We start from the raw sequence: 25,145 nt of genomic DNA, 5'->3' as shown, positions 1-25,145 counted from the left end.
AAAGGCTGCCAATTGGCAGCCTTTTTACTCATTGTTTCGCCTATGCCATTGCAGGGCGTGATTTATAATATTGGATACAGCCAAGTTGTGCCGCATTTGTTAGTAAGATCATCACAAACGTTAAAATATGCGATACACTCGGTGCCACCATCGACAGCTCAGCGCCAAGGCCACAACTACCAGCAATAAATTGCAGACTAAAATAACGAGCACTTAAATTACTAATATCACCACTTTTAATGGTTTTATAAGTTTGCGGCATAACACGAATCGAACTCATCACCAAGCCAACATAAGTTAACCAGTTAAGTACAGTGGCCATATCAAGCGTCGGACTGAGCAACAAAGTAAACGGTACAACACATAGCACCAACAATCCTGCTAACTGCAGTCGCTGCTGGCGAGCTGCGTTATATCGAACAAAGTAATAGAGAATTAAACCGCTGAGCATGCCCGTTACAATAAACGGCAGTACCATGTAAAAACGTTGAAAATATAAATTGTAAGTAATGAAGTAGATGCTCTGTGCGACACCAAAACTCATCATCAACAGTGATACGCCCGACACACTACGATTTTTACGAATCTTATTTAATAGCGGATAAAAGCTAAACGCTAGAATAAAACATGAAATAATCGGCAAAAAGTGCGCCAAAACAACCCCCTCTCGTTACAATTTAGTTAATAAGTTAGCAATTTATCAATCACCGTCACTAAACATGTAAACAACTGTTTTTTAAGTGATTTAAAAGAGCGCGGCATTTTAATGAGGCCCACAGAGAAAGCAATGAGGTAGAAAAAACTGCCAAGCTGTAAGTGGCAAGAAACACATACAGACTGTAAAGTTAAAGCAGCATACTGCCGCCTTCGTTTACAGTCTATTTAGAATAAAATAAGACTTGAGATATTTAGCGTATGGACAAGCAGTATTTAACTGCGCATCTTGTTAGTATTACAACGAGTAGTAAAAGCTTAGCCAAGCGCGTAAATCATTTTCAAAGTCGTCGCTTTCTACTCGGGCGACGCCAAAGTCAATATTTACATCATTTAAACCCGCAGGTCCCAGACCAAAGCTAAAGTCTCCTCGCCACTTGAGACCGTAGCTTTGCGCATAGACTCGGTTATCAACTTGATGCTGTTGGTAGTAAAGCCAAGGTAATGAATCTTTGTAACTAATGCCCCCGCCATAACCTTTATAACGGTTACCAAGCTGGCTAAAAAGTGGCAATTCAGGTGCACTAACAAAACCGCTTTGCGTGTCTTTATTAATTAAATTTGACTCATAGCCACCTAAAGCAAGTGTATGGTCATCACGATATTGCTGAGCAAAATTGACATAAACAGGAATATCAAAGGCATAACCACTCAGTACGGTCGCAAAGTTATAACCCTGCCAATTATTTGAGTCAGCATCACCGGATAACCATTCAGCTCTCAAGGACTGACTAACACCATAACGCTGTCTATCATGTTGCCATTGTTGCTTAAGTCCTAGCTTTAGCCATTGATCGTCACCTTGGGCATAGTTACTGTAGTTGTAACTTAATGTCGGTGTGATATTTAACTGCTGAAACTGCATCGGGTAACTCATGGCAACATGTGCACCTGTGTTACTAATATTTAGCGGCGTTTGTGAATGGTACTGTTTTGCTGATTCAAGGTCGTAATCAAATAACAGCGCTTTAAATTTTAAATCAAACGCTGAGTATTTAGCTGCCGCGAACACTCCCTCTAGTGCTTTATCATGTAAATCAACACTAAAGCCTGCTTGTAAATCGAGCTGCTTCAAGAAATCACTACTTTTTACCCCAAGGGTAAGAAGCGAAGATGAAGCCGAATAATATTGAGATGCTAACGAAAAGGTTGGTTTTTGTTGCCATATATCATAATTGGCTGGCTGGGTTGGACTTTGCTGGTAAATCTTCGCCTCAGGTAATACTTCGCTCGTTAACTGCCCTCGTGGTGGCGCTGCGCTTTTAGCAAATTTAGTAACCTCTGATCCTTGTGGTTGCTCTGCAAAATGCTTGATATTCGGCCCCTCAGCAGTGATCGATAAATACAAAAGTTCACCATTATTCATTGCCATTGGGTGTGCGACGGCTTCTTGCCCTTGTGTTAATTGGCGTAGTGAGTAGCTATTAAGATCATAATGATACAAATCGAGAGCGGCATTCTTACCAGCGACAAAATAAAGCCCTTTGCCATCTGCTTGCCAATTAGGTTGTGACACATACTGATAGCCCACAGGCATAGGCACAGCTATTGATTGCTGGGAGTTTAGATCTTGTATATACAACTGCCAATTTGCATTCAATGCCACTTTTAAATATGCAAGCTTAGTGTTATTAGGACTTAGTAATGGATAGTCATAAACCGTTTCTAGGCTCTTCTCAAATAAAGGCGTAGAGACACCCGTATTGAGATCAAAATGCACCAACTCCGAGAAGCCATGCCTAGTTTGCTCGGCGTAAACAGTTTGTCCGTTATCGCTAATTGTAAAGCGACGCAGCCCCGCATGATGGGTTAATGCACTTATCTCACCAGTTTCAATATCATAGCGATATAAGTCCGAGATACCCTGAATTGAGCCTTTACCAACGGTTGTTGTAGCGCTAAAAAACAGTGTATTTTCGTCTAGCCACTGCGGATTCTTTATACCCTGCTTATTGATTTGATGAAGCACGTGCTTTTGTTTACGTTTAAACACACTCGGTGCTTTATCGGCAATATCAACAGGATCGTTATCAAGCAGCTGTTGTTGCTGCTTTGCAAAATCATCTGCTGCTTGTTGATTATCGGCTGTGCTATAAATAACTAGCCGCGTTTCATCATCTTTGTTTCGCTCTACAATAGCGAGTTTACTATTATCTAAACTTAAAACGGGGTTTGATGCATATAAATCAAGCTCTAACCAAAGCTCACTTGTAAGTGTTTGCTCACTCACCTCTTTAGCCATTGCTCTATAAGTATATTCAGCAATAAAGCGACGATAAAGCCGCTCAGGTGAGTCGCCAAATACACCGCTAAAAGCGTCATTAAAATCGCGCGATTTAACCGCTTGCATACGTGTCCACACAGCATCAAGGGTCTTTGGAGAATAGTTATCTTCTAACCAAGCGAGAAAACGAGCGCCCATTAAATACGCCATTGATCCGGCCATATAACTGTCTTCAGTACGATTTAATTGGCCATAGCTTGGCAGTGCGCCTTGCTGTGCAAATTCAACCAGTATGGCTTCGGAAAGATTATCGTATAAACGGCCACGCCCCGTCATTTTTGATTCTAATAGCGTTGCATAACCCTCTGCGACCCAGCGGGGCATATCGCTTTGTGATAAATCGTAGAGATCCCAAATATTTCTAATTGCTTGTCGAGGCAAGCTGCGTGTAGGCTGAGCCAAATGAACCAAATGAATGTACTCATGCAAAATGAGTAATTGCTGCCAGCTATCTGTATTGGCAATCATCGAATCTGATTGTGGAGGTGTCGTAAATAAAGCCATTAAAGGCTTGATTGTAACCGGTAAAGCAAAGCCATTAGATGCGTTAAATGGATCAAAAACAACAACATCAATCACTTCATCCAACGCGCGGTTTTGTTGTTTTAACACCTTATTGCGAACAATTTCCAGCTCGGTTGCCGCTGATTGAGCCCATTGCTGATTTTCTGTACTAAAATGGACATTGAAATGCTCAGTATGAATTGTTTGCCATACTTCTTGACTAAACGCTTGCCCAGCAACAAGTAAAGTACCAATCAACAATGCTTTTATCATCTTAATCCCTGACTGTGTTATTTCAGGATTAGTATGCGTGGCTTTTTGGCAAGTGGGTAGTTAAAAAATGTAAAAAACTATTCAATTTTAATCGGGCGAACCAAGCCTAATAATTGGTAAACAATAAATATTGTCGCTGCAAACATAATACTGCTTCTAAGTGCACCAAGACCCGCGAGAGCCATTGCACCTGTTACAAGCAAAGCAATACAAGTCACTGCACAGCTTACGCAAAGACCTTTACACTCCCTCTTATTACGCGCATAGCAAAGTAAGCCGACAATACCTGTAATGGCTAAAATAGGCAGAAAATATATCATCGCGTACCTCCTTCTGTAGCTTTGAGAAAGTATACTCAAAAACACAAACAGGTCAATGATATTGAGAATTATTTTCATTTAAAACCAACTGCGTTGTGTTGCTTCTATTTCGTGTAACACAAAGTCCACAAACTGATTAGCCTGATTACACTTAAGGTAAGGCATTGTGACGGAACCAGAAGCCAGTTGTATATACAAGCTTTTAAGCTCGGATCTGCGCATTAAATAAGTACTCGTAGTGGTAGCACTTTGCGCTTTATATACTTCAAAAACACGATATTGACTACCTAGCATGCCGGTTTTGAAAACAGCAAAATATCGATTTTCATGGTGATACAAGGCAATTCCTGTTTTCTGATAGCTAAGATACACCATCGATACTAAAGCTGGTAAAAGCAATAGACCCCAAAGAACAACGAGCAAATCAAACATAGAATGAAGAAATACAACAGCCACGCAGGTGGGCAGTAGCGCATACAAAACGGTGTTTTTGTAAAGTAATGCTCGCTCAGGCTTTATAAAGTTGAGCTCTTTTAGATCAATAAACCAAGGAAACAACCAACTACACACTTGCCTTACCTGCGATGCAGTAAGAACAGGCATAACCAAAGTTTGCTTATTTTTGTGAGCACTAGCAACGCCTGCCCCCCCACTGCTCACCTGTGGGCAAACAACTGTGTAGCGTTTTAGCAGACGAGCAATAACATTTTGCTTAATATGCACACTTTGTATTTTCTCTAAGCTCACCGAAAGTTGCTGGCGTTCGAATAACCCTGCAATACGTTTAAACTTTTCGTCCTGAAGGTATAACTGAAAGTTAAAAAAGCGAACTAATGCCATCACCACTGATAACAACACGGCAACTAATATCATCAGTAAAACAGCGACCATTATAGCCATCGTCGCGGCACTACCAATGAACACTGCTTGCTCATTAAAGACCGCTTCTAAGCGGTCAATAAAAGCCGTTTCGAGAAACTCAAAAATAGCATTAATAAACGGAGCAAGCGCCGCTAAGGCAAGAATCGCCATATTTGATATTAAGCCAAATTTAGCGATTTCAGCATTGCTAATACTTAATGTTTGCGACGATGAAACGGCCTCGTCGGGTATAACCTGCTCGTCTGAACTTTCCTGTTGTAACTGTGCCTTAAAGGCCATAACTTGTTCACGCACTTGTTCGGCATGGTTGAGTTTAACACCTGGAATAACAACTTCTTGTGCATTACTCCCTGCGGCATCAAAAATACAGTTAACTAAATTTAAAGGCTGAAAATAAAACGGCTCTGCGATATTAACGTTTTGCACTCTGGCAAATTTTAAGGTCAAACGCTCTTTCTTAAAGACCCCTTTATTAAGTAATATTTCTTGTTCACTGCTTATGCGGTATTTGAAATTTATAAAATATGCAAAGGCATACACAAACAAGCCAACGACAGCAACACTTGTTGCTATTTGAGCCCAAAACCACTTTTGCTCTACCTGAGTAACAAACACAACTAAAACAGGGAGTAGATTAAGCAAACCACCTTTAAAAAACCTTATCGCAAAATGCACAATAAAATAAACGAGCGCCCAACGTGACACCCTTTGCCATTCGTTGTTATTCATCAATTGACTCATCAGATTTTACACGCTCATCACAGCCATAGTTTTGAATGAATTGCCTGATATCATTGCAATACTTATCTGTGAGGCCACTGATATGCAAATCTGCACTCATGCCACCAGCGCTGTATAACCGCAACGTTGCAAGCCCGAGTTTACGCTCTATCGGCCCGCGATGGATCTCTGTGTGCTGTATCCGAGCAATGGGTAGCAAGGTAACGTGCTGCCAAATCAACCCTCGCTTAAAAGCAATGTCATGTTCACGAACGGCAATGCCTTTAGCGCGAACGCTATACACGTTATACAACAAAGATAGCAATACAATAACGGGCAGAACAAGGAGCCAATGCGGTGCGATTGAACTTGCAATATTCGTATTAAAATAACGAACAGCGATAATCACCGCCATCAAGGGAAGATAAAAAATTAACCAATTAATTTGCACATGCCAAATCGCCTTATCTGCAAGTGATTGAAATTGTATGCGTTGATGCTGTGGAAGGGTTTCTATTTGTTGATTACTAAACACGATCGTTCCTTGTTCAGGCCAGTCTTAACTGGCCTTACTTATACTCGGTACTTTTTATACCCAGCGAAGAGAAGTGACAAGTGTATGCTTGTCACCCGGCGCTAACTCAACGCTATCTTCAAGTACATTGGCGGCTTCTAAACACAACATCACGTGATATTCATCATCGGCAAAATTAGATAGCCTTTTTGATTTATCAATCCACGGGTTCCATAACACACATGACCGTGAATTTTCTCGGCTTACTTCAATGATCCCATCTGGCGTAATGATGCGTTGTGTATCTTGTGCTTGGGTATAAACCATGTCGGTTTCACGAGCAAATGAAACCAAATCATGTTGCTCAAATGGACCTTCACCGAATTCTATATATTTAGAGCCCTGTAAACCATCAACTTTAGTTTCTTCAATCGCAGGCGTTGGGAAATAAGTATGTAATGCCTGTGTAAAATTAAGTGTTTCATTATCAAGGTTAGTTGTTGTTAAACGCACTTCTAAACTCGTTGATAAAATAAATTCCACCAATAATTTAGTTTTGTGTGGCCAATACTTTTCATCAATTTGATTCATTGGCAATGACAGGCTGATGTAGATCGAGTTTTCCTCTTCTTTCACCTGTTCAGCACGCCAAAGTCCCGTACGAGCAACACCATGAGCAGGCCAGCCTTCATTTTGGCTCACACCAAACCACGGCCAACAAATTGGAATACCACCACGAACGCCCTTACCTTCTTGATAATCTTCCTGCTGAGAAACCCACAGTAATGGCTTTTTACCTGTCGGTGTAAACTCTGTAATTTGCGCACCTTGCAAAAAGATAGTGGCATCACAAAACTCACTGGCTACTTTAATAAACTCAAGGCCAGTCTCACTTTGCTCAATCGTAACTGATGGCGATAGCTTCATAATTCGTCCCATTAAATGAAAGAAAAGAAATCGTTAAATAACCCCACCATACCCAAAGCCATAGTAGTTAGTAAATAATATTTAGTTATTTGATGAAATTGTTTACTACTTTGTGCGTGTGCAGACGAAAAGCGCTATTTAATTATAAAGAACATCTACATTATTATGTGATACACCAAGCGAGATTTAATTACTACTCAAATAAAAATTCCCTCTGAAAATTAGGTTATTTATAGTAAACATAGCCACAAATTATTTGAACTCAATTTATTTGATGTGTAATATTTCGCGGCTTCGGTCGTTCTAGGCCGCCTTTAAAGAGACAAAAACATGCAAAAGTATGACGAACTACTTGTGTCATTACGTAAAGTAATCAGAGCAATCGATCTGCACTCTAAGCAGCTCAACAAAACGTCTGGGTTAACAGGCCCGCAATTACTTATCATGAATGAAGTGGCACAAACAGACGGCATCACAGCAAGTCGTATTGCTCAAAACGTCAACTTAAGTCCAGCAACTGTGACCAATATTCTTGATCGAATTGAAAATAGAGAGCTTATCACCCGTGTGCGCAGTCAAATGGATAAGCGTCGCGTCAGCTTGTATTTAACAGAAAAAGGCAAAGCACTTTTAGAGCAGGCTCCTCAGCCATTACAAGAGCATTTCATAGAAAAATTTTCAGCCCTTGAAGAGTGGGAGCAAAGCTTATTGCTTTCATCAATGCAGCGTATTGCAGCAATGATGGATGCTGATCAGCTTGATGCTTCACCGCTATTAGAAGTTGGCGCCATAACAAAATCTCTCGAATCACAATAATCAACTGCAAAACTGGTTGATTAATATTAATTTTTTATGGCTCCCCTTGGGTTAAGTGTGAATATCAACTATGCTAATAGTACCCATTCCAACACTAGCGAAAATCATGCTTAAACTTTCAAAGTTAGCCCTCGCAATCGCCTTGGGCACTACTTCAAGTCTTAGTCAGGCATCTGAAATAGATGATCTTCAAAAACAGCTGCAATTACTTAAAGAGCAAATGCAGCAACTACAGAGCAAGCTGGATGCTGCCGAGGAAAAATCGCAGCAACAAGCCGATAAACAAGCACAAATTGATGCACAGGTTGCAAGGCAACAAAAGCAACTTGAGGAGCAAACAGCTGCTGTTGAAACCGTATCAGACAAAAAAGAATCTGGTATTCATGTTGGTGGCGCTGTGCGAACAAACTACAGCTATACCTCGTATGATGACGGTAACAAAAACCGTGGCGGTGACTTCGACTTCGATATCTTCAGACTGAATTTTTCAGGGGATGTCGGTGATGTGCAACTAAATGCTGAAATTCGTTTCTTTGACTACATGACAGCAGTTAAATATGCCTATGCAGCCTACGACTTTGCCGAAGACTGGCAAGTGCAGGCAGGTATTACCAAAGTTCCTTTTGGTAACTGGCCATATAATTCACACAACTACTTCTTTGGCACAACCTATTATGTGGGTCTGGAAGATGATCACGATTTAGGTGTGCTATTCAAACGAAAAATTGCCGATAACTGGCAGATTGATCTTGGCTTTTTCAAAAATGATGAGCTAGGTGGTGTCGACGGTTATGTTGATGACCGCAGCGATCGCTACTCATACGATGTAGTTGGTTTCCGTTCAGCAGACGAAGGTATTTATGCCGAGCCAGGCAATGCCATTGGTGAATACAACACTTTCTCTGGTCGTTACGGCTATCACTTTGAGCATGAGGGTGGCAAAACAGAGCTAGGTATATCAGCCCTGTCTGGTGGCCTACACGATGGTGAAGACCGTGCCGGTGACTACTATGCTTGGGCAGTGCATTTAAATAGTACTATCGGCCCGTGGAACTTCCAACTGCAACATGGTGAATATAATTACGATATTGATAATGTAAATCGTATGGCGGTAGGAGCCTATGCTTTTTACGATAGTATCGCAGCTGAAGCAACCATGACTAATGCCAACATTGCCTACAGCCTCCCTGTCGAGTGGGGTCCTGTTACAGACTTACAGTTTTACAATGACTACGGCATTATTTATGACAAGTCAGACAATAGCGCCGATACTTGGATGAATGTAACTGGGGTATCTGTTGCAGCAGGTGGCTTGTTCACCTACTTTGATTTTGTTCAAGCGAAAAATCAGCCATTTGTAGGCGGCTCAGTTGCTGGTGACAGCGACGAGACTGAAACTCGCTTCAATATCAACATCGGTTATTACTTCTAGTAACCACTGGTAGTAAATGAAATATTAAAGCCCAATTTTTTAACTGGGTTTTTACTAAGTATCCTGTTGGATAGAGACACAATTCGCTAAAAAATCTAAGCTAGGCTAAAGTTAAAAAGTAAGGTAAAAAGGTGATTAACAAGCATTTGCTTTTTTGAACTGTTCTGGCTTAACTCTATTTATGAATGTAAAAGCTGTATTAACTGCATCCAAAAACAGCTGCTATCAAGCGGTTGGTCTATTAATGGTAGCGCTTGGTATCATAGGTATTGCTTTGCCTGTCATGCCGACAACAATTTTCTTTATTTTAGCTTTAGCTTGCTTTACACGTTCTTCGCCCAAACTTTCTGCTTGGCTCCTAAATCACCCCCGATACGGAGAGTCACTTAGACACTGGCAAGAGCACAAAATAGTACCAACCCGTGCTAAGTTTTTAGCTGCTTTTGGTATGGCACTAGGTTATATATTTTTATTACAAAGCGCAGCGCCGGTTTGGGTTATGTATTTAGTTGCCGTTATTGAAATAGGCGTATTGGGTTATCTAATAAACCGTCCATCAGCCCCGAATAAATTACCACTTCTTCGAATAACCATTTCTTCGCAAGTCCGCTTGACACTACTTGCTTGCTTGATTTCATCACAACTCGCCATAATAGCTTACTTAGCGATTCACTTCTAAAACACAAATGTAAAGAACGTAAACCTACTTGTTATAGTAAATACAAATCATTATCATGCCCATATATTTAACGAATAGCCTGTTTTATGTTTTCTATTAATAAGCGCACGTTTTATAGCGTAAGTCGTGCTTTGCATATATACCTTTCAACTGCACTGTTCTTTTTGCTCATTCTTTTTTGTGTTAGCGGTATCATCCTTAATCATGTTGATTGGTTAGAAAACGACAAGCAAAACGGGCAAAGCCAACGACTAATCTCTGCTGAACTCTTTGAAAAAGCACAAGCAAATCTCGATACCTTACCGAGCCTCTATCCCGAGATAGAAGATTACATGCAGCAGGAGTTTTCACTCAGCAATGTAAAAAGCATTGAATGGGAAAAAGAAGATGCGTTAGTAATGCTCGACTACCCGCTTCCGGCCGGCTTTGCCTACGCCGAAATCGATTTTCAAACCGGTGAGCTTAATATTGATTATCAAATCGGTGGCTTTATGAGTCTGATTGGCGACTTACACAAAGGCCGCCATACCGGCGAAGCATGGAGCTGGGTGATTGATATCTCAGCTGTTTTGATGATTCTGTTTGCTATCACCGGATTAATTATTCTCTTTCAAAACCGTAAAAAACGTGCCGCAGGCCTGTGGTTAACGCTTCTTGGTGTTGCCACGCCTTTGGTTATTTATCTAGTTTGGGTGCCTCAACTTAAAGGAGTATCTTAATGAAAAAAGCCCACTTACTCGTTGCTCTACTAATTGGCTGTTTATTCAGCCCACTGAGCTTTGCAAAAGCTCCCAACCTAACCGTTGAATTTACCTTACCTGAGCTAGATGTTTCCCCATATCATCGCCCTTACGTGGCGCTATGGCTAGAAACACCTGAACGTAAACACGTTACCACTATTGCACTTTGGGTCGAAAAAGCTGAATGGTTTAAAGACTTACGTCAATGGTGGCGAAAAGCAGGTCGTAGCAACGACAACTTTGATGGTGTGACGGGTGCAACAAAACGCCCAGGTACTTACACCATTGAATGGCAAGGTAAAGATTTAAAGGGCAACCCAGTTAAACCTGGTAGCTACCTGCTTAATGTCGAAGTTGTGCGTGAAGAAGGTGGCCGAGATTACACCCGCGTTGAAATCGACTTAACGAAAGACGGCAAAGTCACAATTAAAGGCGAAAAAGAGTTCGCGACTAGCTTTGTTACCATTACCAGTAATTAAGGACAAACAATGAAATTAAAATTATTAAAAACGGCGCTGATCGGCGCAGTAACCTTTACTGCACTTGCCTCTGGCTATGCACAAGCACACGCCCGTTGGTTAATGCCATCTCACACTTCTTTATCAGGTGAGAAAACTCACTATGTGATGATCGATGCCAGTATTTCGAATGAGTTGTTTAGCCCAGATAAAGCATATCGCCCAAAACAAAAAGGCGCAGAGTATGACGACAATTTATTAATTGCCCTTGCTCCAAATGGCAAGCCGGTTGAAGAAACGATTCGTGCATACTACTTAAAACGCAAAAACTCAGCAGCAGTGAGTTTATCTCAAGACGGTACTTACCATATTGCTATGCAGCAAAAGCCAATGCTAATGACTTTCTATAAAGACAAAGATGGCAATCGCGGTCGTGTGTTCGCAGGTAAAAAAGAAGCAGACCTACCAGCAGGCGCAACCGATGTACGCACTGTAAAATCTATCGCAACGGTTGATACTTTTGTAAGCCGTAATGGTACTTCTAAGCCAACATTGCTTGGGCAAGGTTTAGAAATTTCAGGCCCGACTCACCCAAACGATCTATTTGCTGGTGAAGAAGCTAAGTTCCAATTATTAATGGATGGCAAACCAGCTGCTGACGTTGAGCTTGCAATTGTGCGTGGTAGTGCGCGCTACCGTAATGAGCGTGACGAAGTTAAAGTAACAACCGATAAAAAAGGCTTCTTTACGGTGACATTCGCCCACGCAGATATGTATCTGATTGAAGCATCTGTTGATCAAAAGCCAACAGAAGCAGACATCGATAGTGTGCGCTATGCATTATTTACAACGCTTGAAGTTGCCCCTGAATAATCCACTCAATTAGGCCTTAATTGGCCTAATGCTATTTTCTAGAAAGACTGTAGTCAACTGCGCGCTCGCAGCTACTGTCTTTCTAATAATAATTCAAATTAGTCGCCAGCTCAGTCAATGACAGCTAAGATGATGCCAATCAGTTTATTAAGCGCACTAGACGCTTAAAGCTAACGTGGTGTTTAATTAGGCGTTAAACAACGAAAAGTAAACTTTTTACACTTTATAGATACTATTTTAGGCAACCGCTCTAGCAAAGGAACCTCATGCTAAGAATTACGCTAGAACAGTGGCGCATGTTTCGTGCTGTTGTTGAATTTGGTGGCTTTAACCAAGCCTCGCAAGGTATTCATAAAAGCCAATCGAGTATTCATAATGCGGTTGGCAAGATTGAATCGACACTTAATGTAAAATTATTCAGCATTCAAGGCCGCAAAACCGTGCTCACTGAAGCTGGTGAAATGATGCTGCGCCGCGCTAATTACTTACTTGATGAAGCCGCAAAAGTTGAAGCCATAGGCCAAACTTTAGGTGAAGGCATCGAAAGCAAGTTACGCATTGCTGTGGATGCTATTTTTCCACAGCAGTTGCTTTATAAAGTGCTTAACGACACCTCTTCACAATACCCACAACTGCGCATTGAACTCCATGAGTCTGTGCTGATGGGGGGTAATGAATTGCTCGAAAATGATCAGGTTGATATTGCCATTACTGGCTTTCCAATCGCAGCAAACTTTCACGAAGAGTTATGCGATATCGAATTTATTGCCGTGGCGCACCCTGATCATCCTTTGCATGGGATAGACCGCGTAATCACACTTGAAGATTTAAAGTCACACCGACAAATTGTTGTTCGCGATTCAGCCAATAAACACAAACAAGATGGTGGCTGGTTAGGTGCCGATCAGCGCTGGACGGTTACTCATATGCGCACTTCGATTGATATGATTAGTAATGGCCTTGGCTTTGCATGGTTACCAAAAATAGCGATCGAAAAGCAACTTGCTACGGGGCAAATGAAAGCACTTAATTTAACCCATAACAGTAGCCGCAGCGCTAAGTTACATTTGCTCTTTAAAGATGGTGACAAATTGGGCCCAGCAGCGCGGGCATTTCTTGGCGAATTGCGTTATCAAGTAATGGAAAACCTATAGCTTTAAGGGCGTTTCAGCAATCCCTTTAACGCCAGGCTCAAGTATAAATACGCCACCACTGTGCGGGTAATCAGCGAGTACAGAGTCTTCAAGGCCAACTGTCGCAGTGGTCACAGCTAAATGTGTGAGCTCTTCGCCAACAAAGGCGACACTGGTAACACGTGGTGCGGGCAAGCGAATAAACTGCACCTGCTCACCCGTTGGTGCAAAACGATAAACGCCATAGCCATTCCACGCGGCAACCCACAAATGCTCCTCGCTATCCACGGTCATGCCATCTGGAAAACCCATATTCTCAGTAAAGCGAATAAACTCTTTTTTATCAGCAAGCTCACCTTGCTCACTCAGAGTAAAGCGGTAGATTGTTTGTTTATCTGAGTCTGTAGAATATAGAAACTGACCATTTTTACTTACCGCAGGGCCATTACTAATAGTGTAGTCATGATCAACGGCTGTCGGAGCCTGGCCATGACCAAAACGATATAACTTGCCACTATTGCTTTGCTCTTGAGAGTCCATTGAGCCAAAAAAGCCAAAGCCTTGGCGAGACGTTTTACCATCGTTTAAACGGTTTTGTGAGGGTTCGTGGTCAATTAAAAAAAGTAATTCACGGCTAAAGTTTTCACTGTTAAGTTTATAGATGCCTCTCGCAAAGCCTGCCACCAGACCGCCTTGCTCGGTTTCCATTACCCAACAAATAGGTTCTGGCATGGTAAACTGGCTAACTCGCATCGATTGGCAATCTAAACGAAATAAGCGTTGCCCTAAAATATCGACCCAAAATAAGCAGTTATGCGCTTTTGCAAAGTAGGCACCTTCGCCCAATTGGCACTGGCTAGAAATGATTATTTTAATGGTGTCATCGAGCATAGGCTTCATTACACGAACAGCGGAACTATTCTTATTCTATCTGTGTATGAAAATAAGTGCTAGACCAGATAAACCAGCCACCAGCAAGATAATGCCGCGAATGGCCTTTTCATTAAGGTTATTATTAATCACAAAAGATAGACCCCAACCGGTTAAAATTGCAGGCAAACATAAGAAAAACAGCTTCACATCGCTGATGTCGGCAGAGCCTGTCAGCATAAGTACAATAATGCCAAACAGGTTTATGAATACGAAAAAGGCACTCAGGTTCGCTTTAATTTTGTCTTTATCTTCAGCTTGATAAAGTAGTCCCATCGGTGCCCCACCAGCAGAGGTCGTGGTGCCTAAAAAGCCCGATGACATTGACGCAAGCAAGCTAGTGATGGTAGAGATTTTCGGTTTCATACCTATGATAGACAAAGCCACCACCACCAAAATACTCACCCCAAGCAATAGCTGATATTGCTTGGCATTGACATACCACATCACCACAGCTGCAAAGATAACCCCCACTGCACCACCTATGATGGATATACCCGTTTGTTTCATGTCTATCGCACCGCGGTGTTTAATCATTAACACTGAGGTTAAAAACAGCGCATTCAAAATCATAGGTCCAGGCACTAGCTCTGGCATTAGCCAATAGAGCACAGGAACACATAACATGCCTAAACCAAAGCCAATAACACTTTGTAGACAAGCGCCAATAATCAAAATTAAATAAACAAGAACAAAGTCGGTCAAACTTTCTTACCACCTTCCTATGTATAAGCTGTGTTAATTCTATAACACGTATTTTACTATTATAGTATTATTTGAGTTGTGTAAAAAATTTTATTACAGATTAGCTATTTAGCAATTACTTCAAAAATTAAGTCCAACCTGCATCCACGATGAGCGATTGTGCTGTCATCATACAACTGTCATCAGCGGCTAAAAACAATGCAGCATTGACAACATGGTCTGGTTGAATTGTTTCGTTAATACATTGACTTAAACGAACATCTTCAATCATTTCTGGGGTTAGCCAATGCGTGATTTGGCGTTCTGTCATCACCCAGCCTGGCACCAGTGAATTCACACGAATATTATCTTTACCATAAGAAGCAGCCAATGAGCGGGTTAACCCTTCAATACCCGCTTTTGCTGTTGTGTAGGCTGGCATGCCAGTTTGCTTAATACGCCAGCTTACCGACCCCATATTAATAATGCTACCACCACCTAAACGCTGCATGTGCTCAACCACTGCTTGCGACGAAAAGAAACATGGGCGTAAGTTGACTGAAAACTTGTCTTCCCAATATTTCACATCCATATTTTCAGCGGCGTGACGGGTGTCATCGGCTGCGTTATTAATTAACACAGCAATGTCTCCCTGTTGCTGGCGAGTTTGCTCTATAGCCGCTTGTAAAGCTTCAACGTCACGTATATCACAATGAATAAATTGTGGGTCAAACTCATATTTACCAGCTAATTTCGCGCATAAAGCATTGCTCTGCTCACTTGCAATATCAACAAAAGTGACTTTCGCGCCCTGTTCGCAGAACCGCGTTACCATTACTTCACCAATTCCCGATGCACCGCCAGTAATAAACACACTTTTACCAGCAAGGCTTGGGTAAACTGTTTTTAGCTCGTTTGAATTTGGCATGATAACCTTTTGTTTTAAAATAATTACAACGTCAAGAAGCGATGTTTATCTAGCCGCTTCTTTGTCAGCGATTTCTTTTTCAATAAACGCCATCGCTTCGTCAATCATGTACGTCATCATGTTTTTAGCGCGCTCAGGGTCACCGCTTGCAATCGCGTTATACACTTTAAAGTGTTCTTCTGCGATGGCCTTCTTATTGCCTTTAGCGGGTGTGGTATGTTGAATACTCACGTGCAGCGCAGTGCGAATAAAATCACGTAATTGATAGAAAAAACGGTTGCCACTGGCGTGCAAAATTGCCGTGTGGAACGCAAGGTCAGGCTCATGCATCACGCCTTCTGGCTCTTCTGCTGCCGCTTGCATTTTATCTAATGCAATTTTAATTTCTGCGATGGCTGCTTGATCGCCTTTTCTTGCAGCAAGTGCCGCTGCTTGTGGTTCAATCGCCAAGCGAACCTGTAAAAACTCTTTTAATACATATAATGATGGGCTGCTTTCAAGCAACCATTTCAATACGCTTGTGTCGTATAAGTTCCAGTTCTCCGCTGACTCCACACGAATACCTTGTCGTGGACGAGAAGAAATAAGTCCTTTTGCAGCGAGCATTTTCACTGCTTCACGAACAGCTGTGCGACTAATACCATACACTTCACATAATTGTGCTTCGGTTGGTAGCCCCGTTTCAGTATTGTAATCACCAACAATGATTGCTTTACCAAGCTCATTGGTAACTTGTTGTGATAGGTTTAAATTCTCTAAACGCGCCATAAGTGTTCCTCAAAAGATCTGGGTATATGATACATTTATATACAGCTTCCGTCATCCTGCAAATTATTCTTTAAAATCAAAAGCAAAGATAAATACGTTCAGAATAAATGAACAAAAACCAAGCTTTTAAGTCACTATTTTATGTACTAACTGTCACCTTATTTTAACAAATCTCTTTCACTCGAGCCATTTATAATATAATATTTTTATTTTACAATTATAAAACAATATTCACTTTTCATAATTAGGTGGAACACACAATGGTCGAACTAAGTACCTTAGATTGGGCAGTGCTCGCAGGATTTTTTGTCCTGTTGCTGGGCGTTGTCGTGATGTCTATGCGACAAAAAGAAGAAGACACCGCTGATTATTTTTTAGCGGGTCGTAATGCAAGTTGGTTAGTGATTGGTGCCTCTATTTTCGCCTCAAACATTGGCTCAGAACATTTAGTGGGTCTTTCAGGTTCAGGTGCACAATCGGGTATGGCATTGGCTCACTGGGAAATGCAATCGTGGATCATTCTACTACTCGGTTGGATTTTCGTGCCTTTTTATTGGAGTAGTAAAGTCTACACCATGCCAGAATTCTTAGAGCGCCGCTTTAACTCTAAATCACGGACTTTCTTATCTGTAATCTCATTGATTAGTTATGTATTAACCAAGGTCGCAGTAACGGTTTATGCCGGCGGCATCGCATTTAAAACAATCTTAGGTATTGAGAGTATTTGGGGTATCGATTTCTTCTGGATTTCAGCCATTGGCCTTGTGGTGATCACCGGTATTTATACGGTACTTGGCGGTATGAAAGCCATTATGTGGACCTCGGTGTTGCAAACACCAGTGCTCATTATTGGCTCCTTAGTCATATTAGTGGTTGGTTTAGATAAAGTAGGTGGCTGGGCAGAAGTTGAGCGTATCAATGATGCCAATATGCACCTCATTCGCAGCGCTTCAGATGCTGAATTTCCTTGGCCAGGCATAGTATTTGGTTCATTCATTATTGGTTTTTGGTATTGGTGTACAGACCAATACATTGTACAACGTGTCTTATCTGCAAAAGGCATTAAAGAAGCGCGTCGCGGTACCATGTTCGCGGGTTACCTAAAACTACTTCCTGTATTTATCTTCTTAGTACCGGGCATGATTGCTTATGCATTGAATGTTAAAGGTATTATTAGCTATGAAAGTGCTGACCAAGCCTTTCCTACTTTAGTTGCTGAGCTATTACCAGCCGGTGTTAAAGGAATTGTAATCGGGGGCTTAGTAGCCGCGCTTATGAGCTCTTTAGCCTCATTATTTAACTCATCTGCAACCTTGTTCACCATTGATTTTTATAAGAAATTCAAACCTGAATCGAGTGAAAAGCATCTTCTTAAAGTAGGCCGAATTGCCACTATCGTGATTGTTGTATTAGGCCTATTGTGGATACCCGTCATGAGCTTAATAGCTGATGTGCTGTATGAATACCTGCAAAGTGTGCAGTCTCTTATTGCACCAGGTATTGCTGCGGTATTCTTATTGGGTTTATGTAGTAAACGCATCACTCCAACAGCGGGTTTTGTGGGCTTAGTGTCGGGTTTTGTACTTGGTATGATCCGCTTAGTGTTATTGCCATTTAAAGATGATTTAACAGGTTCATCATTTGCGTGGATCACCACAATGAACTGGTTATATTACTGTATTCTGCTATTTGTCGTGGTCGTTGCGATTATGATTGTGGTGAGTATGTTTACCAAGCAAGCAGACGAAGAACAATTGAAAGGTCTTACTTTCTCAAGCCTAGATAAAGCAACTATGAAAGAAGTGGCTGCCGGCTTAGATAAATGGGATTACATTCATACCGCAGGTATTATTGGTATTACTGCTTTTATTTACTACCGCTTCTGGTAACCATTTGTTCCCAAAGTTCTAGGGCGCCAATTGGCGCCCTTTTTTATTATAAATAATTAATCAGCAAGCTCTGGTGAAAACACTGGAAAGCCATTTTTATCCCACGTAATAATGCGTGCTCGCGCATGGCGATTTGGATCTGTAAGCGGTGTGCCTTTCAGCTCTTTATAGTCACGACTGTGATAAATCATTAAATCGGTTACACCATCTTCAGCTTTTACAAAACTGTTGTGCCCAGGACCAAAACGACCCAGCTCAGCATTGGTCGTAAACACCGGCTCAGCCTTCTTATGCCAACTAGTAGGGTCAAGTAAATCAGCATTCACATCTGCCCATAGCAAGCCCATCGCATAGCGATGATCGGTTGCACTGGCTGAATAAGTGACAAATATTTTATCGCCATGGGTGATAACTGCAGCACCTTCGTTCACCTTGTAGCCTTGCACTTCCCAATCAAGGGTTGGCTCAGTAATCACGATAATGGGCTCTTTAATTGATGTGGGCGAGTCCATTTCAGCTAACCATAAAGCCGAGTTATAAGTTGCAGGCTGGTTCTGCTGCGCCCAAATCATGTAACGCTTACCCTTGTGCGTAAAACTTGTAGCATCAAGCGAAAAACTATCAAGGTGGCTAGTTACTTGCCCCATTTCTTGCCACTCACCTTGCATTGGGTTAGCACTGCCATTTTTAAGCGCATACATGCGAATACTGAACGGTTTTTCGACATCACCTGCGGCAAAATAGATATACCAACTACCATCAATTTGGTGCAGTTCAGGCGCCCAAATATTGACACTCATTGGGCCTTTATCGCGCTTTTGCCAAATTACCTTCGGCTCAGCTATTTTTAAATCGTTTAAACGACAAGCTTGGCGCAGCTCAATTTCATCAAATTTCGGCGAACTGCCTATAAACGTGTAACAGCCACTTTTTTCATCACGAACTAACCAAGGATCAGCACGTTTGAGTACAATGGGGTTATCAATTGGCGCTAGAGTCTTGCTACTATTAGCATCAGCAAGCACTTGCAATGACGAAGCGCTTAACGCAGTAAGAAGCGTAAGCCGAGGTAGTTTCTTAAGCATAATGTGTCCTGTATTTTGTCTCGATTTTATTGTTAATATTGTATTACATATTATATAGTAGCTGAATGAACACAAGAGTTAAAACAACAAAAGGTATTCAAGCATGAGACCCGTAAGTAACGTGACACAAGTAATAAAGTGGCTTTCAACAGGGCTACTTTTTTCTGCCGCAGCCGTATCTGCAAAGCAAGTTGAAGTACACGATCCGGTAATGACCAAAGAAGGCGACACCTATTATGTATTTAGCACAGGCCCTGGAATTACCTATTATGAATCGAAAGATTTAACCAACTGGAAGCTCACAGGCCGCATTTTTAAAGATGAGCCAAGTTGGGCAAAGCGCGTGTCACCTAATTTCGGTGGCCACTTATGGGCACCCGATGTGTACAAAAAAAATGGTAAGTTTTACCTTTATTACTCAGTCTCAGCATTTGGCAAAAATACCTCGGCAATTGGTGTAACGGTTAACGAAACCCTTGACCCTGCTTCACCTGATTACAAGTGGATTGACTACGGCATTGTGGTTGAGTCTGTGCCTGAGCGTGACGATTGGAACGCTATCGACCCTGCGATAATCAAAGATGACAAGGGCACACCGTGGATGAGCTTTGGTTCGTTCTGGGGTGGCCTTAAACTAGTACAACTTGATGATGACATGGTGCGCTTAGCAAAACCTGAAAAATGGCATCACATTGCGAGTCGTCCAAACACGGAACATGGCCCAATTGAAGCGCCTTATATCTTTAAAAAGAACGGCTATTACTATTTGTTTGTGTCATTTGATAAATGCTGCCAAGGTGTAAAAAGTACTTACAACGTACGCGTAGGCCGCAGCAAAAATATCGAGGGCCCATACTTAGATAAGCAAGGTCGTTCAATGGTTGATGGTGGTGGTAGCTTAGTTATTGAAGGTAACAAAGAGTGGGCAGCTCTTGGCCATAATGCTGCATATACCTTTGATGGCAAAGACTATTTAGTATTACACGCCTACGAAACAGCCGATAACGGCGTACAAAAGCTACGTATTTTACCTATGAGCTGGAAAAACGATTGGCCGATTGTAAACCCAGCCGACCTAAACAAGCTTAAAACCAAGCTTATAAAGTAATTATCCAATCCTGTCGCAGCGGGGTTACCCAGCGTTGACCCGCTCTATCAAAAACGACAAACAAACGCGATATAAAATCGCTGCTACGATCCCTGTAGCAGCGGGTTTACCGCGCGTCGAACCTCGCGTCACCCCCTACGTTAAACCTCAACAAAAGAAACAAACAACGCGATATGAAATCTGCTACACGAAATCAAGCAAGGTAATATCAACGAGCATGGGGCTTTGACAGCCTTGTTGATGTTTCTGGTCAATAATTACGCTGTACACATCGCGTGCCAGATGCGCAGGTATTAGTACCTCAAAGCGACTGCCTTTATTCATTAATTGCAATGCTTCCTGCAAGCCCACTATCGCCTCTGCAATTTCGTACTCTACAGCAGCACCTTGCTTGCGAGTATCGAATAACACCCGACCATTTTTAAGGGTAAGGCGTTGATGCACAGTCACTGTGGCATCCCAACTTGGTTTATCCCCCTGACCTTGCTCAATTATTCGATAACCAAGCCCTGTGGGTGTTTGGTAAAAACTGTGTTGCTCGGCGCTGTTATCTAAAAGCGACGGTAAAACATGCTCTTTAGCCGTCGCAAACGCATTGTTGCTTAACATAGCCAACTCTTTATTGTGCGTTGATTAAACGAATACCATAGATACCACCGGCAACAGAGTCTTTGTCGGCAGCAAAACGTAAGGTCAGCGTTGTCGACTTTTTCATTGCCTCTGTTAATGGGTAATCAATGGTGTAGAACTCATCCGTTGGTCTACCTACAGGCAAACTAACTGCAGCTAATTGCTCACCATTTAAATTAATAGAGAAGTGACGGTTCACATCGCCAATAAAATAGCGAACACGCAAAGCAACCGCTTTTTGTTCTGGGTTACTAAGCTGATACTCAAACCAACCTGTTGCATCGCGCCAATGGTAGCCATTATTGACACCTGCACGGGTTCCTTCACCTTTAAAATCGTGTTCGACTTCAGGTTGTTGCTCACCCGGCGTAATTTGATCAACGGTTAATAAACGAAGTTGCTCTTTCGCTTGTTCAGCCGCTTTTGCACCGGCAACAAATTGCGTGAACTCAGCTTTGCTTTGCTGCGGCCAATACACTTGATAGCGGCTATCGTGTAAACGGAAGAACGGAATTAACTCCGTGCTTTTGGTGTTATCGATACCTTGTTTAGCAATCGCCACATTTTTATCGGCGATAAATGCGAGCTCTTGGCCTGGCTTACGAGTGAGATCGGCAATAAATTTTTCTGGCTCACTCAGCATAATTGGCAGCGCTTCTGGCGGACAAGTCGGCCCTGCGGCAATGTGGCCCATACGGCTATTATCGGCAACAAAGTTAAGCTTTTCATTTGCAAAAGCGTGTACTTTGGTAGCCATGACAACAGGTCCGTACATCACCGAATAATAATGCTGACCATCAGGTAGCTGCTCAGTATAAAGCTTAGGGCTAAGTTCAAAGGCAAGTTTGTCACCGCTTTGCCAAGCATGGCTGATGCTGTAATAACCGTCTTTTTCGGTTGCGCTTACAGCTTGTCCATTTAGAGTAAAGCTCAGCTCATCCTGCTGCCAAGACGGCTTACGAATATGAATTACTGACTCGGTGCTTTGCCCTTCAGACAAACGATCCACGGTCAGTGAGACCTTGTTATCATCTGGGAATTGGCTGTCTTGGGTGATCTGTAAACCCTGTTGTTGCCAATTTAACGTGCTCGGAATAAATAAGTTCACCCATAACTCTTTACCGGTATTGCTATAAATCAGCTCACCATATTTGCTGTGATTTTCAATACCTGAGCCTACGCAACACCACATTGAATCTTGCACTGATGAATACATGCGGTAATGCCCTGGACGCATCGAGGTAAAGTAAACAAGACCACCATGCTCTGGGTGTTGTGACGATAAAATATGGTTATATGTGGCGCGCTCATAATAGTCTAAATAACGCGTATCACCGGTTTTTAAGAACAGTAACTTACTCAGTTTCATCATGTTGTAAGTGTTGCAGGTTTCTGGGCCTTCAACATCTTCAACCATTGGCGTGAAGTCACTTTTATCGTGAAAATGTTCACGTACAGAGTTACCGCCAATTGATACTGAGCGCTCTTGGCTGACTGTTTTCCAGAAAAAGTCAGCACCTTGCTGCCATGCTTTATCATCGCTGGCATTAGCCACTTTCAACATACCAATAATTTTTGGAATTTGCGTATTGGCATGCAGGCCCGTTAACTTATCTTCTTTGTGTAATAAGGGTTCAATAATGATGTTATGAGAGAACTGGCGAGCTAGTTTTAAGTAACGCTCATCGTCACTAATAAAGTACATATCAGCAAACACATCATTTAAGCCACCATGCTCTGAGTACAGCATTTGTTGAACTTGCTCATCAGTTAGCTTAGCAGTGGTCGCTAAGAACCATTCGCCTAACTTAAATAACATTTGTTTTGCTTTATCACTGCCGGCTACGTCGTATGCATCGCGCAAGCCATGAAAGATTTTATCGATGTTATAAAGCGGCACCCAGCGGTCGTTTAAGCTGAATAAATCAGCTTTGATTTCACCCTTTTCGATCTGCTGCCACATTTCATCGCCATTTGGGATACCGCCTAAGTAACCACCTGTGGCTTGTTGAGCGCGATCCAGCTCGCTTAGCATGTAATCTAAACGCTGCTTTAATTCTTCGTCACCCGTGGCTGCCCATGCAAGGCTCAAGGCTGAAAGGTAATGTCCGCCAATATGGCCATCAAGGCCTGTGCTTTCCCAGTTGCCATAGTTAGGCGCTTTTGGTTCAAGACCGGCTTCACGCAAATAAGGAGCAAGAAGCTGATCAGGATGAAGTGCTAATAAATAACGCACATTTGTTTGCTGTGCATGTAAAAACGGGCTGGCGCTTAAACTGACTTGGTTGAGAGCAAATAAATGTTGTTCGCTGGTATGTTCAGCATGCTCTACAGAAACGGCTTGTGTACTGTCTGTTGGCAGCTCACTGCAACCGCTCACAGTTAATATTGCAGCGCAAACGCTTGCTAAATAGCTAACTTTGAATGTGTTCATACTGTTGTCTCCCAGCGAATTGTTATTTTAAAGAGCAAAGCGCACACACTTTTTAAGTGTGTGCGCTTAAAGGATGGTTAGTGTGGTAGGCGCTTATGAATGACCATATTCGTGTAGTATTCATCGGTGATTTTGTATTTTTTTAAGATCAAGCCAAGCAGTGCATGAAATACACCAGGAATGATAGTTAGCATCAGTGCTAAGCCCATTAGGGTGAATTCGGTTTGCTCAACGTTAGGCTTGTACTCAAAAAATGCCAGTAATAAACCACCCGCTAAGCCAGCTAAGCCACCCCCAGCTTTTTGACAGAATGAAATACCACCAAACGATAGGCCTGATGCACGAACACCGTCTTTAATTTCACCGTAATCTACGGCTTCTGCAATCGCAGACCAGAATACTGGCGCGTGTAAATCAACCACAAATGACAAGATGATATACAGCACAAATGCCATCATTACATCACCCGGCTGCACCACAAAATACATTAGCAATGAGATGAATAGCACAGCAATTTGTGATTGACGAAATAACTTCATTTTACAGTAGCGCTGGGTGATCCAGGTGCTTGCTACCATAGAGACAATAGATGCTGCAATACCCGCACTAGTAAAGGCACCTGCTAAATCAGGCACGCCTAAATAATAGGTTGCGTAATACATAGCAACACTGCCGCGAATCGCATAACCAAGCGTACCAAGTACACATGCCGCACACAGCAATAACCATTGATCGTTTTTAAGTAGCACTTTTAATTGCGTAAGCACACTTTCTTTTTGCGGCTCGTGAGTAATACGTTCGCGCGTTGTAAAAAAACAAAATAAGAACAGTGCAACGGCACATGCCGATACCAACGCCATTGCCAGTTTATAACCATACGACAAGCTGCCATCTCCCCAATATGATGCAAGCAGCGGCACTGAAAATACAATCACTACATTGGCAATCTTAGCGAAAAACATACGGTAGCCGTTGGCTGACAAACGCTCTTTTGGATCGGCGGTTAAGACACCAATGTAAGAAATATAAGGAATAGCGACACCGGTAAACATTAAGGTTGCAAACAGGTAAGTCGCATAGGCCCAAGCTAGTTTCATGTTGTAGTCAAAATCAGGCGTAGTAAAGAGTAAAATCACCGACAGACCATAAGGTACAGATAAAAATAAGAACCAGTGACGGAACTGACCCCAACGCGTTTTCACTTTATCGGTGATCACTCCCATTAAAGGATCGGTAAAGGCATCAACAAAACGCGCCACTAAAAACAACACACCCATATCAACCGGATCAAGCCCGTAAATATCGGTGTAAAAGAAAGACATAAAATAGAATAACGCTGCTACCATGACATTCACTGCCATGTCACCGGCACCAAAGCCGACCTTTTCTACAACGGATAACTTTTGAGATTCCATACAAC

Annotated in this window: 22 protein-coding genes and 1 pseudogene; 9 read left to right on the top strand and 14 right to left on the bottom strand. The window is 42.1% G+C overall.

Annotated elements, in window-relative coordinates; translation table 11 throughout:
- Positions 1-40: 40 nt before the first annotated feature.
- From PAARA_RS02410 to PAARA_RS02385, 6 genes are all read right to left on the bottom strand, one after another.
- Positions 41-655, bottom strand: a complete 615-nt coding sequence (locus PAARA_RS02410) for a hypothetical protein (RefSeq protein WP_062567487.1) — start codon at positions 653-655, stop codon at positions 41-43.
- A gap of 297 nt (positions 656-952) precedes the next feature.
- Complete coding sequence (locus tag PAARA_RS02405; RefSeq protein WP_062567486.1) at positions 953-3,775, bottom strand: TolB family protein; 2,823 nt, start codon at positions 3,773-3,775, stop codon at positions 953-955.
- Positions 3,776-3,852: 77 nt separating this feature from the next.
- Positions 3,853-4,095, bottom strand: coding sequence for a hypothetical protein (locus PAARA_RS02400; RefSeq protein WP_062567485.1), 243 nt, complete (start codon positions 4,093-4,095; stop codon positions 3,853-3,855).
- Positions 4,096-4,173: 78 nt separating this feature from the next.
- Entirely contained in the window at positions 4,174-5,706 is a 1,533-nt protein-coding gene (locus tag PAARA_RS02395; RefSeq protein WP_157066157.1) for a PH domain-containing protein, read from the bottom strand.
- Positions 5,699-6,232 carry a PH domain-containing protein gene (locus tag PAARA_RS02390; RefSeq protein ID WP_062567483.1) on the bottom strand — a complete coding sequence of 178 codons (534 nt, stop codon included), beginning with the start codon at positions 6,230-6,232 and terminating at the stop codon, positions 5,699-5,701. The genes PAARA_RS02395 and PAARA_RS02390 overlap by 8 nt, the downstream gene beginning before the upstream one ends.
- Positions 6,233-6,286: 54 nt before the next feature.
- A complete protein-coding gene (locus PAARA_RS02385) occupies positions 6,287-7,138 on the bottom strand; it encodes a D-hexose-6-phosphate mutarotase (RefSeq protein ID WP_062567482.1) in 852 nt (283 codons plus the stop codon).
- 330 nt (positions 7,139-7,468) lie between these two features.
- Between PAARA_RS02385 and PAARA_RS02380 the strand changes: the two genes are divergently transcribed.
- From PAARA_RS02380 to PAARA_RS02350, 7 genes and pseudogenes are all read left to right on the top strand, one after another.
- Positions 7,469-7,954 carry a MarR family winged helix-turn-helix transcriptional regulator gene (locus PAARA_RS02380; RefSeq protein ID WP_062567481.1) on the top strand — a complete coding sequence of 162 codons (486 nt, stop codon included), beginning with the start codon at positions 7,469-7,471 and terminating at the stop codon, positions 7,952-7,954.
- Between the two features lie 106 nt (positions 7,955-8,060).
- Entirely contained in the window at positions 8,061-9,386 is a 1,326-nt protein-coding gene (locus tag PAARA_RS02375; RefSeq protein WP_062567480.1) for a porin, read from the top strand.
- A gap of 181 nt (positions 9,387-9,567) precedes the next feature.
- Positions 9,568-9,957 (top strand): annotated as a pseudogene (locus PAARA_RS02370) (YbaN family protein); the annotation flags it as partial.
- A gap of 194 nt (positions 9,958-10,151) precedes the next feature.
- Positions 10,152-10,784, top strand: coding sequence for a PepSY-associated TM helix domain-containing protein (locus tag PAARA_RS02365; protein WP_062567479.1), 633 nt, complete (start codon positions 10,152-10,154; stop codon positions 10,782-10,784).
- On the top strand, positions 10,784-11,284 hold the full coding sequence (locus PAARA_RS02360) for a DUF2271 domain-containing protein (protein ID WP_062567478.1): 501 nt from the start codon (positions 10,784-10,786) through the stop codon (positions 11,282-11,284). Before PAARA_RS02365 ends, PAARA_RS02360 begins: the two co-directional genes overlap by 1 nt.
- Positions 11,285-11,293: 9 nt before the next feature.
- Complete coding sequence (locus tag PAARA_RS02355; RefSeq protein WP_062567477.1) at positions 11,294-12,136, top strand: DUF4198 domain-containing protein; 843 nt, start codon at positions 11,294-11,296, stop codon at positions 12,134-12,136.
- Positions 12,137-12,402: 266 nt separating this feature from the next.
- Positions 12,403-13,290, top strand: coding sequence for a LysR family transcriptional regulator (locus tag PAARA_RS02350; protein WP_062567476.1), 888 nt, complete (start codon positions 12,403-12,405; stop codon positions 13,288-13,290).
- On the opposite strand, the gene PAARA_RS02345 is transcribed toward PAARA_RS02350, so the two are convergent.
- The 4 genes from PAARA_RS02345 to PAARA_RS02330 form a co-directional block, all read right to left on the bottom strand.
- Positions 13,285-14,160, bottom strand: coding sequence for an SMP-30/gluconolactonase/LRE family protein (locus PAARA_RS02345; RefSeq protein WP_062567548.1), 876 nt, complete (start codon positions 14,158-14,160; stop codon positions 13,285-13,287). The genes PAARA_RS02350 and PAARA_RS02345 overlap by 6 nt on opposite strands.
- 36 nt (positions 14,161-14,196) lie before the next feature.
- The gene (locus PAARA_RS02340; protein ID WP_062567475.1) at positions 14,197-14,904 is read right to left on the bottom strand and encodes a sulfite exporter TauE/SafE family protein; all 708 of its coding nucleotides are present in this window, start codon (positions 14,902-14,904) and stop codon (positions 14,197-14,199) included.
- A 127-nt stretch (positions 14,905-15,031) separates the two neighbouring features.
- Positions 15,032-15,811: an SDR family NAD(P)-dependent oxidoreductase gene (locus PAARA_RS02335; RefSeq protein WP_062567474.1), complete on the bottom strand. Its 780-nt coding sequence runs from the start codon at positions 15,809-15,811 to the stop codon at positions 15,032-15,034.
- Positions 15,812-15,856: 45 nt separating this feature from the next.
- The gene (locus PAARA_RS02330; protein ID WP_062567473.1) at positions 15,857-16,579 is read right to left on the bottom strand and encodes a FadR/GntR family transcriptional regulator; all 723 of its coding nucleotides are present in this window, start codon (positions 16,577-16,579) and stop codon (positions 15,857-15,859) included.
- Positions 16,580-16,839: 260 nt separating this feature from the next.
- Here PAARA_RS02330 and PAARA_RS02325 point away from each other — a divergent pair, with 260 nt between their 5' ends.
- Positions 16,840-18,468 carry a sodium:solute symporter gene (locus PAARA_RS02325; RefSeq protein WP_062567472.1) on the top strand — a complete coding sequence of 543 codons (1,629 nt, stop codon included), beginning with the start codon at positions 16,840-16,842 and terminating at the stop codon, positions 18,466-18,468.
- 56 nt (positions 18,469-18,524) lie between these two features.
- Here PAARA_RS02325 and PAARA_RS02320 read toward each other — a convergent pair whose 3' ends face one another.
- Complete coding sequence (locus tag PAARA_RS02320; RefSeq protein WP_062567471.1) at positions 18,525-19,553, bottom strand: glycoside hydrolase family 43 protein; 1,029 nt, start codon at positions 19,551-19,553, stop codon at positions 18,525-18,527.
- 103 nt (positions 19,554-19,656) lie between these two features.
- Between PAARA_RS02320 and PAARA_RS02315 the strand changes: the two genes are divergently transcribed.
- Complete coding sequence (locus tag PAARA_RS02315) at positions 19,657-20,661, top strand: arabinan endo-1,5-alpha-L-arabinosidase (protein ID WP_062567470.1); 1,005 nt, start codon at positions 19,657-19,659, stop codon at positions 20,659-20,661.
- 183 nt (positions 20,662-20,844) lie between these two features.
- Here PAARA_RS02315 and PAARA_RS02310 read toward each other — a convergent pair whose 3' ends face one another.
- From PAARA_RS02310 to PAARA_RS02300, 3 genes are all read right to left on the bottom strand, one after another.
- Complete coding sequence (locus tag PAARA_RS02310; RefSeq protein ID WP_062567469.1) at positions 20,845-21,270, bottom strand: FKBP-type peptidyl-prolyl cis-trans isomerase; 426 nt, start codon at positions 21,268-21,270, stop codon at positions 20,845-20,847.
- A 10-nt stretch (positions 21,271-21,280) separates the two neighbouring features.
- Positions 21,281-23,725 carry a glycoside hydrolase family 127 protein gene (locus PAARA_RS02305; protein WP_062567468.1) on the bottom strand — a complete coding sequence of 815 codons (2,445 nt, stop codon included), beginning with the start codon at positions 23,723-23,725 and terminating at the stop codon, positions 21,281-21,283.
- A 77-nt stretch (positions 23,726-23,802) separates the two neighbouring features.
- Entirely contained in the window at positions 23,803-25,140 is a 1,338-nt protein-coding gene (locus PAARA_RS02300; protein WP_062567467.1) for an MFS transporter, read from the bottom strand.
- Between the last annotated feature and the right edge of the window lie 5 nt (positions 25,141-25,145).

Source organism: Pseudoalteromonas arabiensis (assembly GCF_001550155.1).
In the GTDB taxonomy this organism is placed as follows: domain Bacteria; phylum Pseudomonadota; class Gammaproteobacteria; order Enterobacterales; family Alteromonadaceae; genus Pseudoalteromonas; species Pseudoalteromonas arabiensis.
Note: the sequence above shows the minus strand (reverse complement) of the source record. Positions and strands in the feature narration are given on the sequence as shown.

Coding starts and splice junctions, on each gene's coding strand:
- PAARA_RS02325 (WP_062567472.1), top strand. CDS start 16,840: ATGGTCGAACTAAGTACCTTAGATTGGGCAGTGCTCGCAGGATTTTTT.
- PAARA_RS02360 (WP_062567478.1), top strand. CDS start 10,784: ATGAAAAAAGCCCACTTACTCGTTGCTCTACTAATTGGCTGTTTATTC.
- PAARA_RS02305 (WP_062567468.1), bottom strand. CDS start 23,725: ATGAACACATTCAAAGTTAGCTATTTAGCAAGCGTTTGCGCTGCAATA.
- PAARA_RS02300 (WP_062567467.1), bottom strand. CDS start 25,140: ATGGAATCTCAAAAGTTATCCGTTGTAGAAAAGGTCGGCTTTGGTGCC.
- PAARA_RS02310 (WP_062567469.1), bottom strand. CDS start 21,270: ATGTTAAGCAACAATGCGTTTGCGACGGCTAAAGAGCATGTTTTACCG.
- PAARA_RS02350 (WP_062567476.1), top strand. CDS start 12,403: ATGCTAAGAATTACGCTAGAACAGTGGCGCATGTTTCGTGCTGTTGTT.
- PAARA_RS02320 (WP_062567471.1), bottom strand. CDS start 19,553: ATGCTTAAGAAACTACCTCGGCTTACGCTTCTTACTGCGTTAAGCGCT.
- PAARA_RS02355 (WP_062567477.1), top strand. CDS start 11,294: ATGAAATTAAAATTATTAAAAACGGCGCTGATCGGCGCAGTAACCTTT.
- PAARA_RS02395 (WP_157066157.1), bottom strand. CDS start 5,706: ATGAATAACAACGAATGGCAAAGGGTGTCACGTTGGGCGCTCGTTTAT.
- PAARA_RS02375 (WP_062567480.1), top strand. CDS start 8,061: ATGCTTAAACTTTCAAAGTTAGCCCTCGCAATCGCCTTGGGCACTACT.
- PAARA_RS02405 (WP_062567486.1), bottom strand. CDS start 3,775: ATGATAAAAGCATTGTTGATTGGTACTTTACTTGTTGCTGGGCAAGCG.
- PAARA_RS02385 (WP_062567482.1), bottom strand. CDS start 7,138: ATGAAGCTATCGCCATCAGTTACGATTGAGCAAAGTGAGACTGGCCTT.
- PAARA_RS02400 (WP_062567485.1), bottom strand. CDS start 4,095: ATGATATATTTTCTGCCTATTTTAGCCATTACAGGTATTGTCGGCTTA.
- PAARA_RS02365 (WP_062567479.1), top strand. CDS start 10,152: ATGTTTTCTATTAATAAGCGCACGTTTTATAGCGTAAGTCGTGCTTTG.
- PAARA_RS02345 (WP_062567548.1), bottom strand. CDS start 14,160: ATGCTCGATGACACCATTAAAATAATCATTTCTAGCCAGTGCCAATTG.
- PAARA_RS02335 (WP_062567474.1), bottom strand. CDS start 15,811: ATGCCAAATTCAAACGAGCTAAAAACAGTTTACCCAAGCCTTGCTGGT.
- PAARA_RS02330 (WP_062567473.1), bottom strand. CDS start 16,579: ATGGCGCGTTTAGAGAATTTAAACCTATCACAACAAGTTACCAATGAG.
- PAARA_RS02380 (WP_062567481.1), top strand. CDS start 7,469: ATGCAAAAGTATGACGAACTACTTGTGTCATTACGTAAAGTAATCAGA.
- PAARA_RS02315 (WP_062567470.1), top strand. CDS start 19,657: ATGAGACCCGTAAGTAACGTGACACAAGTAATAAAGTGGCTTTCAACA.